The organism is Celeribacter ethanolicus, from assembly GCF_002407265.1.
Lineage (GTDB): Bacteria > Pseudomonadota > Alphaproteobacteria > Rhodobacterales > Rhodobacteraceae > Celeribacter > Celeribacter ethanolicus.
Window position 1 is genome coordinate 3,438,634 of sequence record NZ_CP022196.1, and the last position, 13,198, is coordinate 3,451,831.

Sequence of the window (13,198 nt, forward strand, 5' to 3'; positions counted from 1 at the left end):
GTCTCTATGGTAAGCAAGGGGCGAGGAAAGACAGTGCTCTCCTTGCCATTATCCTCATGGTGCAGAGCCTCTGTGCCGTGTTTTTCGTGTTCGATATTGTCGCATCAGTCCTCGGCCTGCGCGCGCGTCCCATCTCCTGGCAAATACGCGAGGTCATCGAACTGGGCGCCGCGCTTGGCCTGATCCTGGGCGTGATCATGGGCGGGCTGGCGCTTCGTCGTTCGATGGTGCGGCGGAACCTGGCCGAAGGTAAGCTGCGCCGGGCGGCTTCGGCCTTTGCCGATGTGCTGGAAGAACGCTTTTCCGAATGGGGGCTGACGCCTGCCGAACGCGAGGTGGCGCTTTTCCTGATCAAGGGCTTTCCCATCGCGGAGATCGCCCGGCTGCGCGAAACCTCCGAAGGGACCGTCAAGGCGCAAACCAATGCGGTCTATCGCAAGGCGGGGGTCAATGGCGCTTCGCAGCTTTTGAGCCTGTTTCTCGACGATCTGATGGAGGATCGTTTTCTGCCAGAAGCGGCGGAGCAAGTGGCCTGAGTTAGCCGTCAAGCGCGTGCTGTTCGAGTATCGCAAGTGGCACGATGTCGAGCGCGCGCAGATGTGTTGCACTCAGCGAGACTTTGGGCGCACAGCCTTCATCATGGGCCTGAAGAAACCGGCTGGCGCAGAGGCACCACTGGTCGCCCGGTTTCAGCCCGACAAAGCCGTATTCGGGTCGGGGCGTCGAAAGATCGTTACCGACATATTTCGAATAGGCCAGAAATTCCGCCGTCATCATCGCGCAGACCGTGTGGCTGCCGTGATCCTCGGCACAGGTGTTGCAGGCGCCGTCGCGGAAATAGCCGGTGAGCGGTGTGGTGGAGCAGGGGCTGAGAACCTCGCCCAAGACATTGAGAGCAGGCGCTTTTTCCATGTCGTTCTCCGTCAGAACCGGGGCGGGGACCAGTCGATCCAACGTCCGTGAAAATCAAACCGCCCAAGATCATGCGTCGTCCCGTCGGGCCAGAGCGTGAGCGTCAGTTTGGCACCGGGGCCTTGCCCGTCGGCTTCCATGGCAACGCGGGCCAGCGGGGCTTCTGTCGTTGCTCGCGCCCCGGCCTCGGCCAAAATCGCTTCGCCACGGGTCTGAACCTCTGCCGGAAAATATTGCCACGCAACCGTGTGATAAACGAGATGCAAATGCCCGGGATGGGCCTCTGACAGCCGTTCGGCAAGCCAGTCCACCGCATCGGATTTGGCGACTTTGGGCGGGTGACTTGCGGCGATGTCGAGCGCCGCTTCGATGCGATGAAACCGCGCGGTCTGATCGGGCCAGATGAACGACAAAAGCCGGATGCGTTCCGCGACCGGATCGCGGGGGCTGAGATCGACGCCCTGACGTTCGGTAATGGTGAAACCATGCGGCGCGGGCGCGGGGCTGCGCCAGTCGGGCGTCAGGACCACGGGGCTGTCGGACGGGCCGAAATCCCCCGCAGGCGTGACAAGCCGGAAGCGGTCGAAATTGAGGTTCAGCCCGGCGCTTACGCCCAGTTCAGAGAGCACAATCGGCAGGTCGGTTTGCGCGGCCAGCGCATCGGCGGCAAGTATCAGGGCGCTGGCGCGGGCCACTTCGTTGGTTTGCGGCGCGTCGTTGAGGCGATGGTCGATATAGGCCTCGTGACGGGAAATGGCGGCGCAGGCGGCGTTATGGAGTTCCGCAGGTTCGGCCAAGGGATGGGGAGGATAAAACGCCGCTAACTCCGTGTCGCGACCTTCTAGAACCAGCCCATGGAGCGCCCCCGCAAGGCGGAGCGGCACGGAGGCGCCGTTGCTGGAAATATCGCCGGGCCAATGGGCGATACGCGCGCCGATCGGGCCATCCGGCAGTCCAAATGTGACAAAACTATCGAGCAATTCGGCGGTAAAAGACGATCCAAGGTCGCGGCAGGATTTGGCTTGTGCTGAAAATGCGTTTTTCCAAGTCATTGAAATTTATCTCTTAACCTCTCGAATGGCGTGCGGGTGTCTTCTTTGGGGGCTTCGCCTTGTGGGGCGGGGGGCGCCTTGGGCGGCTTCGTCCCGGTCGAGCTGCGGGGCGGCGCGGTGCGCAGCGCTACGGCGTTGGAAAACTTCGCGGCCTCGCCATCTGCGAGGGCTGCTGCGCCATCGGAACAGCCCCGGATCACATCGTCGAGCCAGACCTGATCCGCCTTGGCGAAATCGGAGAGCACATAGGGCGCGACCCGGTCCTTGTGACCGGGATGACCGATGCCGAGACGCACGCGGTCATAATCCGGGCCGATGTGCTGATGGATCGAACGCAGCCCGTTGTGCCCTGCATGGCCGCCGCCGGTCTTGGTTCGGACCTTGCCGGGGGCGAGGTCCAGTTCGTCATGAAAAACAACGACATCGGCAGGGGTGAGCTTGTAAAACCGCATCGCTTCGCCGACCGCCTGACCGGAGAGGTTCATGAAGGTTTCGGGCTTGAGCAACACGACCTTGTCGCGGCCCAGACGGCCCTCGGAGGTCAGGCCCTGAAACTTGGCGCGCCAAGGGGAAAACCCGTGATCGGAGGCGATCCGGTCCAGAACCATGAAGCCGATGTTGTGGCGGTTGCCCGCATATTTCGCGCCCGGATTGCCGAGGCCGACGAAGAGACGCATGGCCCCTCTCCCCTCTTGTAACATGTTACCGGCACCATATGGGCGGGGGCGGGGGCTTGCAATCTCTTGCCGTCAGAGAGGGATTTTCCGCAGTCGGATTTGCGTCGGCTTTGTGTCGGACTTTTGTCGGACCCCTGCGGTAACTGTCCGGGCGGTTTGCGCAAAGAAAAACGCGGGCCCCGAGAGACCCGCGTTTCAAATCTGTCCGAAGACGACTGTGGAATTATTCTTCCGCAGTGGCTTCTTCTTCCTCGTCGGAACCGCCGCCAAGGCCGGCCGGAGCCGCGATGTTGGCGATCACGAAGTCACGCTCGATGACCGGCTTGACGCCTTCCGGCAGGGTGACGTCGGAGATGTGGTACACATCGCCGATTTTGCCGCCGGTGATGTCCAGCGTGATGTGGTCCGGAATGTCGGACGCGGTCACGATCAGCTCGACGTCGGAACGGACGTGGGTCACGACACCGCCGCGTTTGATGCCCGGAGCCGCTTCTTCGCCGGTGATGACAACGGGGATGAAGAGGTTGATGCGGGAGTTGCGGTGCAGGCGCATGAAATCGACGTGGGTCGGAAGGTCTTTCACGACGTCGCGTTGCACGCCACGGCAGATCACACGAACGTCGTCCTGGCCTTCAACCTTGAGGTTGAAGAGCGTGGACAGGAAACGGCCCTGTTTCAGGCGTTTCAGCAGTTCGTTGAACTTGATGTTGATCGGAAGCGGCTCTTTGTCGTCGCCATACACGATCCCCGGAACGTAGCCCTCACGACGAGCTTTGCGAGCGGCGCCCTTGCCTGTCCCCACACGTTCCACGGCAATAAGATCAGGAATCTCACCAGCCATTTTAATTCTCCTAGGTTAAGGCGGGACTCCTCCAAGGCTGTAGTCCCGCGTGAAGCCGTGGCCTTACACGGGAATCGGTGAAATGGAAAGGGCTATTTCGTCCGGTTTGTCCGCCTTTCGGGGGCCTTTCAGGGGCTTTTTCCGGGGTTTTCCCCGTGTTTTCGCAGTGAGATCGGCGTAAACATATGCGCGCAATTGAATGTCGTGAGGCCGGCCCCCGGACTGTTGTCTCAGCCTCTCATGGATCGACGATGGCGGCACGACAAGGTTGGGGACAAGACGGCGCCAAGATGGGGGGACGTATGAAATTCTCAAATTTGTTTTCTGTGATCTGTGGCTTTCTGCTCGGGGTCGGGGCAAGCGGTGCCGTGGCGGCGGACCGGACGATGATCGTGCTCGATGCCTCGGGTTCCATGTGGGGCCAGATCGACGGCACCAACAAGATCGTCATCGCCCGCGACGTGCTGGGCGAGGTGTTGACGGAGCTGCCGGAAGAGGCTGAGCTTGGCCTCATCGCCTACGGGCACCGGCGCAAGGGCGATTGTGGCGATATCGAGCGGATCGCGGCGCCGAAACCGGGCACGGCGGAGGCGATTTTCGACAAGGTGTCGCGGATCAACCCCAAAGGCAAGACGCCTCTGACCGAAGCGGTACGGCAGGCGGCGGCGGAGTTGGGCGCCGGATCTGATGCAGCTTCGGGCGCGGTGGTGCTTGTAACCGACGGGATCGAGACCTGTGACGCCGACCCTTGTGCGCTGGCACAGGCGCTGGCGCAGAGCGGGGTCGATCTCAAGGTGCATGTGGTGGGCTTCGGGCTGACCGAGGAAGAGGGCGCACAGGTGGCCTGTCTGGCGACGGGGACCGGCGGGCAATATTTCGATGCCAAGAACGCCGAAGGACTCAAAGAGGCGCTTGGGACGACGGTGCTGCCGCCGGTGCAGGAGGCTGTGGTGATCGAGACGCCCAAGCCCGAAGCCGTTCCGGCAACGACGTTGAGCGCGACGGCATCTCTGTCTCCGAACGGACCGCTGTTGCGCGATCCCGGTGTGAGTTGGACGGTGCGCAATGTCGACACAGGCAAGGTCGCCGATCGGGAACGCGGAGCGGAACCGGTGTTCGACGTGCCTGCCGGGGTCTATGATGTGACGCTGCGGGTCGGGAGCTGGGAGTTTACGCAACAGCTCGACGTGCTGGCGGATCAGGACAACGCTGTCCATTTCGATCTCGATATGGCCCGGGTGACGGTTGTGATTTTCGAGGGCGAAGATCAGGTGCCAAGCGATGAGCGCTTTCGCATTAAGGGTGTCAAGGGTACGGCGCTGGCCGGGAATTCCGGCGAGACCTTCTATTTCCCGGCGGGGCGCACGACGGTGTCCGCGAAGAAAGCGGCGGGTGTCGAGGTCGAGACCGAGGTGATGCTCAAGGCCGGGGAGAGCCGGACGGTCGAGTTGAGTTTTGCCTTTGGCACTGTGGCGCCCAAGGTGGTCTGGGCCGAAAACGGCACGGAGGTTGATGCGCGCGTCATGGTCAAATTCGCCGAGGCAGGGAGCGGGGCGCATGTCTCGCAGGCGGTTGCGGGAGACAGCACCCAATTGCCTGCCGGGGCGTATATCGCACGGGCGAAACTCGACGGGATTGCGGTCGAGATGCCGTTTGTCGTGGCGGCGGACGAGGTCGTGGCCCCAGTGATCGCGTTGAACGCCGCGCCGGTGCGGTTCGATGTCGAGGGGGACGGCTTGGCGCGCTGGGCGGTGCTGGACGCGACGGGGGAGGTGGTGTTCTCCCGCCGTCCCGGGACGGCAGAGGTGGCGATGGCCGCCGGGGGTTATGCGCTTGAGCTGCGGATGGAGGACGGCAGTCAGCCGCATGTTCCGTTTGAGGTGATCGCCGGGGAAGCGCTCGACGTCACGCCCTGAGGGTGACGGAATTGCAAATGCCGGCTGCGCCAGGGCACAGGTCCTGGCGCAGTTTTTTCTTGTGCGAGGGAAGACCGGGAGCGTAAGTTGCCAAAGCGCTTTGGTTTTATTCTGGACCGGGCGGAGTTTCGTGACAATTCGGGAGCGCTCCATGGCTCATTCTCTTTTTCGCGCCCTCGCGGTGTCGCGTGCGCCGCTGATGGCTTTGAGTGCCACTGGGGTAAGCTGGGGTTGTTTTTCGGCCATGGTGCCAGCGATCAAGGCGCAGACGGGGGCATCGGATGCGCTGTTCGGGCTGGCGCTTCTGGGCTCCGCCGCCGGTGGCATGTTGGCGATTTTCGCGGCCCCCCGGCTGTTTGCCCTTCTCGGGCACCGGGTCTTGCCGGTGCTGGGGGTGTTTTCGGTCCTGGCGCTGCAATTGCCGGTGGTGGCGCAGTCTTCTGTCATGTTGTTTGTCGTGATGGCGGCCATGGGCATGTCCATCGGCAGTTTCGACATCAACGCCAATTTGCGGATTTCCGCGCTCGAAGGGGCGTCGGGGCTGCATCTGATGAACCTCAACCACGGGGCGTTTTCGCTGGCCTTCGGGCTGTCGGCCTTTGTGACCGGCACGCTGCGGGCGCATGGCGTGGCGATGGAGGTGATCTTTCCGCTCATGGGGCTGGTTGTGGCGGGGCTGTCGGTGCTGACATGGGAGCGTGGCTGGGAGGAGGTGCCGGACGATCCGGACGAGGCGCCGGTCACGGGGGGCTTGCCGTGGCGGGCGATCGTTTTGATCGCGGTGATGCTCTTTGCCTCTTTCGTGGGGGAGAATGCGGTCGACACCTGGTCGTCGATCTTCCTCGAACGCGATCTCGGCGTGGCGGCGGGGCACGGGGCATTCGGGCCGGCCATGCTGGGGCTCGTGATGGGTTGTTTCCGGCTTCTGGGCTATGTCACCACGCAGCGCTTTGGCGAGGCGCGGGTGCTTTTGTGGTCCGGGCTTCTGGCGATGACCGGGGTGTTCCTTTTGTCCTCGGCGCAGGGCCAGGGCGTGGCGCTTTCGGGCATCGGCATCGCGGCGGCGGGGCTTGCGGTGATCGTGCCGACGGCGACCTCGCTTCTGGGCAAGCGGGTGCACCGGCGTCAGCGCAATCTGGCGCTGTCGCGGGCCTGGATGGTCGGGTTCACGGGGTTTTTCGTCGGCCCCTCCGCCATGGGATTTCTGGCGGAACATGTCGGGCTGCGCGGGGCGTTTCTGGCGCTTGCGCTGTTGCTGGCTCTGGTCGCCCCTGCGGTGATGCAATTCGAGCGGATGTCCCGCACAGGGCGGTTGGTGTCAAAGGCGCCCTGAGGGCGCCTTTGGATTCAGGCCCAGCGACCGGCGAAATCTTCCGGCACGCGCAGGATGTCGCGATCCACATCCTCGATATGTTTGCGACCGCAGAGCGCCATGGAGATGTCCATTTCCTTGTGGATCACTTCGAGCGCCTTGGTCACGCCTTCCTCTCCCATGGCGCCGAGGCCATGCACGAAGGCGCGACCGATATAGGTGCCTTTCGCGCCCATCGCTATCGCCTTGAGTACGTCCTGACCGGAGCGGATGCCGCTGTCGAGATGCACTTCGACACTGTCGCCCACCGCGTCTAGGATCGGCGGCAGGGCGCGGATCGAGGAAAGCGCGCCGTCCAACTGCCGCCCGCCGTGGTTCGACACGACAATGGCGTCGCAGCCGGTTTTCGCGGCCATCACGGCATCTTCCGGCTCCATCACGCCCTTGAGGATCAAAGGCCCGCCCCACATCTCCTTGATGGCTTCGATCTTGCCCCAGTCGAGGCGCGGGTCGAATTGCTCGGCGGTCCATTTGAACAGGGAGGACGGATCGTCGACGTTCTTGGCGTGGCCGATGATGTTGCCGAAACCGCGACGTTTGGTCTGAAGCATTTCGAGCCCCCAGCTCCATTTCGTCGCCAGATCGGCGAGCACGGCGGGGGTGAGTTTCGGCGGGGCGGAGAGGCCGTTTTTCAGGTCCTTGTGGCGCTGGCCGAGGATTTGCAGATCGAGGGTGAGCACGAGGGCGGAGACACCGGCGTCCTTGGCGCGCTGGATGATGTTTTTCAGGAAGTCCTGATCGCGCATCACATAGAGCTGAAACCAGAAGGGTTTCGTGGTGTGGGCGGCGACGTCTTCGATCGAACAGATCGACATGGTCGAGAGCGTGAAGGGGACGCCGAATTTCTCGGCCGCTTTCGCCGCCTTGATCTCGCCATCGGCGCGCTGCATGCCGGTGAGGCCGACCGGGGCGAGCGCAACCGGCATGGCGACGTCCTGGCCGATCATTTTCGTGGCGGTGGAGCGGCCCTCCATATCGACGGCGACGCGTTGGCGCAGGCGGATCTGATCGAAATCCGACACGTTTTCGCGAAAGGTCTGCTCGGTCCAGGAGCCGCTTTCGCAATAGTCATAGAACATCTTCGGCGTGCGCCTTTTGTGCAGCCGTTTCAGGTCGTCGATATTGGTGATGACGGGCATGGTGCTCTCCCGGGGTTATTGCGGAGAATTGGTTTGCTTGGCGAACCAATTCGCACATATTCCGGGCGGAGCCAAGGTGCAATCCGGTTGTCTCTGGTGTCTTGGGGCGAAAGCGGACAGTGTGAGCGCGAAATGAGAGGGTGTCATGAGTGTGATCTGGATCGGAATACTGGCGTCGCTCGGGGCCGGGCTCATGACCGGGGCAGGGGCGATCCCGGTGCTGTTCGACAAGTCGATGTCGAAGCGCACCTATGACATGCTTCTGGGCTTTGCCGCCGGGGTGATGATTTCCGCCTCGTTCTTTTCGCTGCTGATGCCGGGGCTCGGCGCTGCGGAGGTGTTGTACGAGTCCAAATGGCTGTCGGCGCTGATCGCGGCGGCGGGGGTGGCGCTGGGCGCGGGGCTTGTGGCGGTTCTGAACGAGACCCTGCCGCATGAGCATTTCGTCACCGGACCGGAGGGGGCAGATCCGGGCGCATTGTCGAAGATCTGGCTGTTCGTCATCGCCATCACCATTCACAATTTTCCCGAGGGCATGGCGGTGGGCATCGGCTTTGGCGGCGGGAATGTCACCAATGGCATGTCGCTCGCGACCGGCATCGGGTTGCAGAACGCGCCCGAGGGACTGGCGGTGGCCGTGGCGCTGCGGGGACAGGGCTATGGCCGTCTCCGGAGCTTCGGTCTGGCGCTCCTGACCGGGCTGATCGAGCCGGTGGGCGGAGCGCTTGGCGTCGGCCTTGTGCATGTGTCGGTGCATGTGCTGCCCTGGGGGCTGAGCTTTGCCGCAGGGGCGATGCTGTATATCATCAGCCACGAGATCATCCCCGAGACTCATCGCAACGGCTATCAGAATTACGCCACGGCCGGGTTGTTGACCGGTCTGATCCTGATGATGGTGCTTGACGTGGCGCTCGGCTGAGGGGACGTCACAGGCTCAGGAACACCTCGAGTGTGTCCTGCAATGCCTGATCGAGATATTCGACGGTGAAGGAAATCTCCGGCAGCAGCATGTCGAGCCGTTCGTCCTTGCCGGGGTGGGTCACGCCCTGAAACAGGGATTCGAGCCCGACCCAGGTCTGCCAGGTGTCGAAGGCGGCCTGTTCCATCGCCTCGGGTTGCGGCGGCGCATTGATGGCGGCGGGGCGCACGAAGGTCAGATCGAAAATGTTGCGATCGAAGGTGGCGAGCGCCGCGTTGAGTTCTTCGACCTGATGGCCCGCTTCGGCAGCGCCGCCTGCGAGATGGATCAGGCAGGCGTCCTTGCCCGCCTGTTGCAAGAGGCGGTTCTGATCGGTCGCGGTGACGATGATGCGGGCGCGGGCGAGGTTTTCGGGCGTGCTGTCGACGGAGGTCATGGTTTCGAGCGACTGGCTGACATTGCGCCAGAGTTTTTCGAGAGAGTCCGCCTTGAAGGTCATCTTTATGACCTCTTCGTCGCTCATTGCCGTGCCGTCGAGAAAGGCCGTGGTCTTTTTGTCGAGCGCGTTCCAGACCCTTTCGAGAGAGCCGATCAGGGTGCGGATGTTGCTGTTGTCGATGGCGGCGATGCCGTGGACAGGATCGCCCTCGAGCAGGATGCGCAGGATGTTTCGGACCTCCGTGCGGCTGTCTTCGATGACACGGAGATTGCGGGCGGTGTCGATCCCGGCCTGCGCGAAACACAGGCTCCGCACGAGGCGATGGCCAAGGCTGCTCTGGCGTCCGATCATTTGGATTTGACGGTCATAGCCGGTTGCGGTGTCGGCGAGCGCCGTGTCGGGCAAAAACGCGAGGCTCAGCAGGAGAGACAGGAGGAAGGGAAACAGTACGCGCATGAGAGCCTCAGATATGATTCAGGGGCAGGCTGGCCGATTCGCCTTTCCATTCGCTTAAATGACACGAAAAGACCCGCGAAATGCGGGTCTTTGGTCCGGGTTTTGAACGGTTTGATCCGTGCTCAGGCGTCCCAGGCTTTGTCTTCGCCACCAAGCCCGCCGATCTGCACGCGGGTCGGAAGGCCCATCTTGTCGAGCAGCGTAAAGAACGGTTTCGGGTCCAGTTCCTCGACGTTTTTCATCGTGCCCGCATCCCATTCGCCCGAGGCGATCAGCATGGCGGCGGCGACGGGTGGTACGCCTGCGGTGTAGGAAATGCCCTGCGAGCCGACCTCTTCATAGGCCTCTTTGTGGTCCGCGACGTTATAGACAAAGACCTCGAAATCCTTGCCATCCCTGGTGCCTTTGACCAGATCGCCGATGCAGGTCTTGCCCTCGTAATTCGGCGCCAGAGACGACGGGTCGGGCAGCACGGCCTTGACCACCTTGAGCGGGACGACTTCGAGACCTTCGGCGGTTTTCACGGGCTGTTCGGAGAGAAGCCCGAGGTTCTGGAGCACGGTGAAGACATTGATGTAATGCTCGCCAAAGCCCATCCAGAAGCGCACATCGGCCTCAGGGTAGTTGGTCGCGAGCGAATGCACTTCGTCATGGCCGGACTGATAGGCGCGGCAGGTGCCGACGACCGGAAGGTCCCAGTCGCGGCCAGACTCGAACATCTTTTTCTCTTTCCACTGCTGGTCTTCCCAGTAGTAGACCACGCCGGTGAATTCGCGGAAGTTGATCTCCGGGTCGAAATTCGTGGCGAAATATTTGCCGTGGGAGCCGGCGTTGATGTCGACGATGTCGATGCTCTTCACCTCGTCCATCATGTCGATGGCGAAGCGCGCATAGGCGTTCACCACGCCGGGATCGAAGCCCGCGCCGAGGATGGCGGTGACGCCTTTCTCCGCGCAGAGATCGCGTTTCTTCCACTCGTAGTTGCCGTACCACGGCGGCGTTTCGCAGATCTTCGTCGGATCCTCGTGGATCGCCGTGTCGATATAGGCGGCGCCCGTCTCGATACAGGCGTCGAGCACGGTCATGTTGACGAAAGCCGAACCGACGTTGATCACGATCTGCGCGCCGGTTTTCTCGATCAGGGCGGCGACGGCTTTGCTGTCCATCGCATCGACCTGATGGGCCTCAAGAACGCCCTCCTGTTTCATCGCGGCCTTTTCACGGACCGACTCAAGGATCGCTTCGCATTTCGAAAGCGTCCGGCTGGCGATATGAATCTCGCCGAGCACATCGTTGTTTTGGGCGCATTTATGCGCGACGACCTGAGCGACGCCGCCGGCGCCGATGATGAGTACGTTCTGTTTCAACTGTAGAGACCCCCTTATCGTTTCGGGTGGTGAATGGAGCGGGCTTAGCCAAGCGCCGCGACGAAATCCTCGTAACCGAAGTCACGCACCAGTTTGACGGAGCCGTCGAGTTCGCGAATGGCGATCCCCGGCATCTTCACCCCGTTAAACCAGTTCTTTTTAACCATTGTGTAACCAGCGGCATCGTCGATGGAGATACGATCGCCAATTTCGAGCGGTTTGTCGAATTTGGCATCGCCAAAGATGTCGCCCGCGAGGCAGGTTTTGCCCGCGATTTGGTAGTCATGCGTGCCGGTCTGCGGCAGCTTGGCGGTTTCGCGATAGATCAGCAGGTCGAGCATATGGGCTTCGATAGAGCTGTCGACGATGGCGACTTTTTTGCCGTTGTCGATGATGTCGAGAACGGAGACCTCCAGCGTGGTCGATTTGGTGATCGAGGCCTCGCCGGGTTCAAGATAGACCTGCACGCCCATCGCGTCGGAGAAGGCTTTCAACCGATCCGCCAGCTTGTCGAGCGGATAGCCCTCGCCGGTGAAATGGATGCCGCCGCCCAAAGAGACCCAATCCAAATTTTTCAAAAACGAACCAAAATCACGTTCGATCCGGCTCAATTGCTCTGAAAAGAGGACAAAGTCATCATTCTCGCAATTATAGTGGATCATCACGCCGTTGATGCGATTTTCGGCCATCTCAAGCCGGGCCATGTCCCATTCGCCCAAGCGCGAAAAGGGCCGCGCGGGGTCCGCAAGGTCAAACCCGGAGGTGGAGAACCGCGGATTGAGGCGCAGGCCGGTGGCGATGCCTTTGGCCTTGTCGCCGAAGCGATCAAGCTGGCCCAGCGAGTTGAAGATGATCTTGTCGGCGTAGCTGACCGCCTCGTCGATCTCATTGTCGGCCCAGCCGACGGAATAGGCGTGCGTCTCTTTGCCGAATTTCTCGGCCCCAAGGCGCAGCTCATAGAGCGAGGACGAGGTCGTGCCGTCCATATAGTCGCGCATGACATCGAACACGGGCCATGTGGAGAAGCATTTGAGCGCAAGCAGAGCCTTCGCGCCGGAGGCTTCGCGCAGCCGGGCGATTTTCTCCATGTTCGGAAGCAGGCGGGCCTTGTCGATCAGGTAGTAAGGCGTCTGGATCATCGTGGTTCCCCCAAGGGTCCAAAGGAACGGCAATAGAGCGCTGCACTTAGGGCGATTCAGGGCGAGGGGCAAGAAAAAAGCACGGTTGCCCGTGCTTTTTGTATATACAGAATGGAGCAGGATCAGGCGCGGTGTGCGCCGTCCGCCAGAGATTTCACGTAAGCTGTGACCTCTGCGACGGATTTGCCCTGTGCGATCTCGTTCACGATGGCGGAGCCGACGACGGTGCCGTCCGCGACAGCGGCGATCTCTTGGGCTTTTTCCGGGGTGCGGACACCGAAGCCCACGATCACCGGCAGGTCGGTCTTGGATTTGATCCGGGCCACTTCGGGCGCGACATCGGCGCCGGATGCGGCGGCGGCCCCGGTGGTGCCGGTCACGGAGACGTAATAGACGAAGCCGGAGGTGTTTTGCAGCACGGTGGGCAGGCGTTTGTCATCGGTCGTGGGGGTCGCCAGGCGGATGAAGTTCAGACCGGCCTTTTGCGCCGGGATGCAGAGCTCATCGTCTTCCTCGGGCGGCAGGTCCACGACGATCAACCCGTCGATCCCGGCCTCCACCGCATCCACCAGAAACTGATCGACGCCGTGCGAATAGATCGGGTTGTAATAGCCCATCAGCACGATCGGCGTGGTGTCGTCGGTTTTGCGGAAGTCTGCGGCCATGGCGAGGGTCTTGTTGAGCGTCATGCCCTGATCGAGCGCCCGTTGACCGGCGAGCTGGATGGTCGGGCCGTCGGCCATCGGGTCGGTGAAGGGCAGGCCCAGTTCGATGATGTCGACCCCGGCGCCGGGCAGGGCCTTGATGATTTCGAGCGACTTGGCCTCGTCGGGATCGCCCGCCATGACATAGGCGACGAAGGCTTTCTTGCCTGCGGCGTTCAACTCGGCGAATTTGGCGTCGATACGGGTCATCGGGCGGCTCCCTGGCTGTTTGCGCAACGGGTTTGGCCGATCTTTGCCGTAAGTG

The 13,198-nt window shown here is 62.1% G+C and carries 13 protein-coding genes; 4 read left to right on the plus strand and 9 right to left on the minus strand.

Annotated features, from left to right (window positions below; all coding sequences use genetic code 11):
• Positions 1 to 56: 56 nt before the first annotated feature.
• Positions 57 to 536 (plus strand): helix-turn-helix transcriptional regulator, encoded by a 480-nt coding sequence (locus CEW89_RS16910; protein ID WP_096806684.1) that lies wholly within the window; start codon positions 57 to 59, stop codon positions 534 to 536.
• 1 nt (position 537) lies between these two features.
• On the opposite strand, the gene CEW89_RS16915 is transcribed toward CEW89_RS16910, so the two are convergent.
• From CEW89_RS16915 to CEW89_RS16930, 4 genes are all read right to left on the minus strand, one after another.
• A complete protein-coding gene (locus CEW89_RS16915; protein WP_096806685.1) occupies positions 538 to 912 on the minus strand; it encodes a DUF2237 family protein in 375 nt (124 codons plus the stop codon).
• Positions 913 to 923: 11 nt separating this feature from the next.
• A complete protein-coding gene (locus CEW89_RS16920; RefSeq protein WP_096806686.1) occupies positions 924 to 1,964 on the minus strand; it encodes a DUF2332 domain-containing protein in 1,041 nt (346 codons plus the stop codon).
• The gene (gene pth, locus CEW89_RS16925; protein ID WP_066706224.1) at positions 1,961 to 2,641 is read right to left on the minus strand and encodes an aminoacyl-tRNA hydrolase; all 681 of its coding nucleotides are present in this window, start codon (positions 2,639 to 2,641) and stop codon (positions 1,961 to 1,963) included. The genes CEW89_RS16920 and pth overlap by 4 nt, the downstream gene beginning before the upstream one ends.
• Positions 2,642 to 2,864: 223 nt before the next feature.
• A complete protein-coding gene (locus CEW89_RS16930) occupies positions 2,865 to 3,482 on the minus strand; it encodes a 50S ribosomal protein L25/general stress protein Ctc (RefSeq protein ID WP_066706222.1) in 618 nt (205 codons plus the stop codon).
• A gap of 302 nt (positions 3,483 to 3,784) precedes the next feature.
• Between CEW89_RS16930 and CEW89_RS16935 the strand changes: the two genes are divergently transcribed.
• Positions 3,785 to 5,398, plus strand: coding sequence for a vWA domain-containing protein (locus CEW89_RS16935; protein ID WP_157779899.1), 1,614 nt, complete (start codon positions 3,785 to 3,787; stop codon positions 5,396 to 5,398).
• Positions 5,399 to 5,549: 151 nt separating this feature from the next.
• The gene (locus CEW89_RS16940) at positions 5,550 to 6,731 is read left to right on the plus strand and encodes an MFS transporter (protein WP_096806688.1); all 1,182 of its coding nucleotides are present in this window, start codon (positions 5,550 to 5,552) and stop codon (positions 6,729 to 6,731) included.
• A 14-nt stretch (positions 6,732 to 6,745) separates the two neighbouring features.
• Here the strand turns inward: CEW89_RS16940 and CEW89_RS16945 are convergent, their stop codons facing one another.
• Positions 6,746 to 7,909, minus strand: a complete 1,164-nt coding sequence (locus CEW89_RS16945) for an alpha-hydroxy acid oxidase (protein ID WP_096806689.1) — start codon at positions 7,907 to 7,909, stop codon at positions 6,746 to 6,748.
• Between the two features lie 145 nt (positions 7,910 to 8,054).
• Between CEW89_RS16945 and CEW89_RS16950 the strand changes: the two genes are divergently transcribed.
• Positions 8,055 to 8,828: a ZIP family metal transporter gene (locus CEW89_RS16950; RefSeq protein ID WP_244906093.1), complete on the plus strand. Its 774-nt coding sequence runs from the start codon at positions 8,055 to 8,057 to the stop codon at positions 8,826 to 8,828.
• 7 nt (positions 8,829 to 8,835) lie between these two features.
• Here the strand turns inward: CEW89_RS16950 and CEW89_RS16955 are convergent, their stop codons facing one another.
• The 4 genes from CEW89_RS16955 to trpA all read right to left on the minus strand — a co-directional run bounded on the left by CEW89_RS16955 (position 8,836) and on the right by trpA (position 13,143).
• On the minus strand, positions 8,836 to 9,723 hold the full coding sequence (locus tag CEW89_RS16955) for a hypothetical protein (RefSeq protein WP_096806690.1): 888 nt from the start codon (positions 9,721 to 9,723) through the stop codon (positions 8,836 to 8,838).
• Between the two features lie 122 nt (positions 9,724 to 9,845).
• On the minus strand, positions 9,846 to 11,090 hold the full coding sequence (locus CEW89_RS16960) for a saccharopine dehydrogenase family protein (protein ID WP_096806691.1): 1,245 nt from the start codon (positions 11,088 to 11,090) through the stop codon (positions 9,846 to 9,848).
• 44 nt (positions 11,091 to 11,134) lie between these two features.
• Positions 11,135 to 12,229 (minus strand): carboxynorspermidine decarboxylase, encoded by a 1,095-nt coding sequence (gene nspC, locus CEW89_RS16965; RefSeq protein ID WP_096806692.1) that lies wholly within the window; start codon positions 12,227 to 12,229, stop codon positions 11,135 to 11,137.
• 122 nt (positions 12,230 to 12,351) lie between these two features.
• A complete protein-coding gene (gene trpA, locus CEW89_RS16970) occupies positions 12,352 to 13,143 on the minus strand; it encodes a tryptophan synthase subunit alpha (RefSeq protein ID WP_096806693.1) in 792 nt (263 codons plus the stop codon).
• Positions 13,144 to 13,198 lie beyond the last annotated feature (55 nt).

What these genes read in the sequence shown, in the direction of transcription:
- CEW89_RS16910 (WP_096806684.1), top strand. Translation starts at nt 57, where the DNA reads ATGGTGCAGAGCCTCTGTGCCGTGTTTTTCGTGTTCGATATTGTCGCA.
- CEW89_RS16915 (WP_096806685.1), bottom strand. Translation starts at nt 912, where the DNA reads ATGGAAAAAGCGCCTGCTCTCAATGTCTTGGGCGAGGTTCTCAGCCCC.
- CEW89_RS16920 (WP_096806686.1), bottom strand. Translation starts at nt 1,964, where the DNA reads ATGACTTGGAAAAACGCATTTTCAGCACAAGCCAAATCCTGCCGCGAC.
- pth (WP_066706224.1), bottom strand. Translation starts at nt 2,641, where the DNA reads ATGCGTCTCTTCGTCGGCCTCGGCAATCCGGGCGCGAAATATGCGGGC.
- CEW89_RS16930 (WP_066706222.1), bottom strand. Translation starts at nt 3,482, where the DNA reads ATGGCTGGTGAGATTCCTGATCTTATTGCCGTGGAACGTGTGGGGACA.
- CEW89_RS16935 (WP_157779899.1), top strand. Translation starts at nt 3,785, where the DNA reads ATGAAATTCTCAAATTTGTTTTCTGTGATCTGTGGCTTTCTGCTCGGG.
- CEW89_RS16940 (WP_096806688.1), top strand. Translation starts at nt 5,550, where the DNA reads ATGGCTCATTCTCTTTTTCGCGCCCTCGCGGTGTCGCGTGCGCCGCTG.
- CEW89_RS16945 (WP_096806689.1), bottom strand. Translation starts at nt 7,909, where the DNA reads ATGCCCGTCATCACCAATATCGACGACCTGAAACGGCTGCACAAAAGG.
- CEW89_RS16950 (WP_244906093.1), top strand. Translation starts at nt 8,055, where the DNA reads ATGAGTGTGATCTGGATCGGAATACTGGCGTCGCTCGGGGCCGGGCTC.
- CEW89_RS16955 (WP_096806690.1), bottom strand. Translation starts at nt 9,723, where the DNA reads ATGCGCGTACTGTTTCCCTTCCTCCTGTCTCTCCTGCTGAGCCTCGCG.
- nspC (WP_096806692.1), bottom strand. Translation starts at nt 12,229, where the DNA reads ATGATCCAGACGCCTTACTACCTGATCGACAAGGCCCGCCTGCTTCCG.
- trpA (WP_096806693.1), bottom strand. Translation starts at nt 13,143, where the DNA reads ATGACCCGTATCGACGCCAAATTCGCCGAGTTGAACGCCGCAGGCAAG.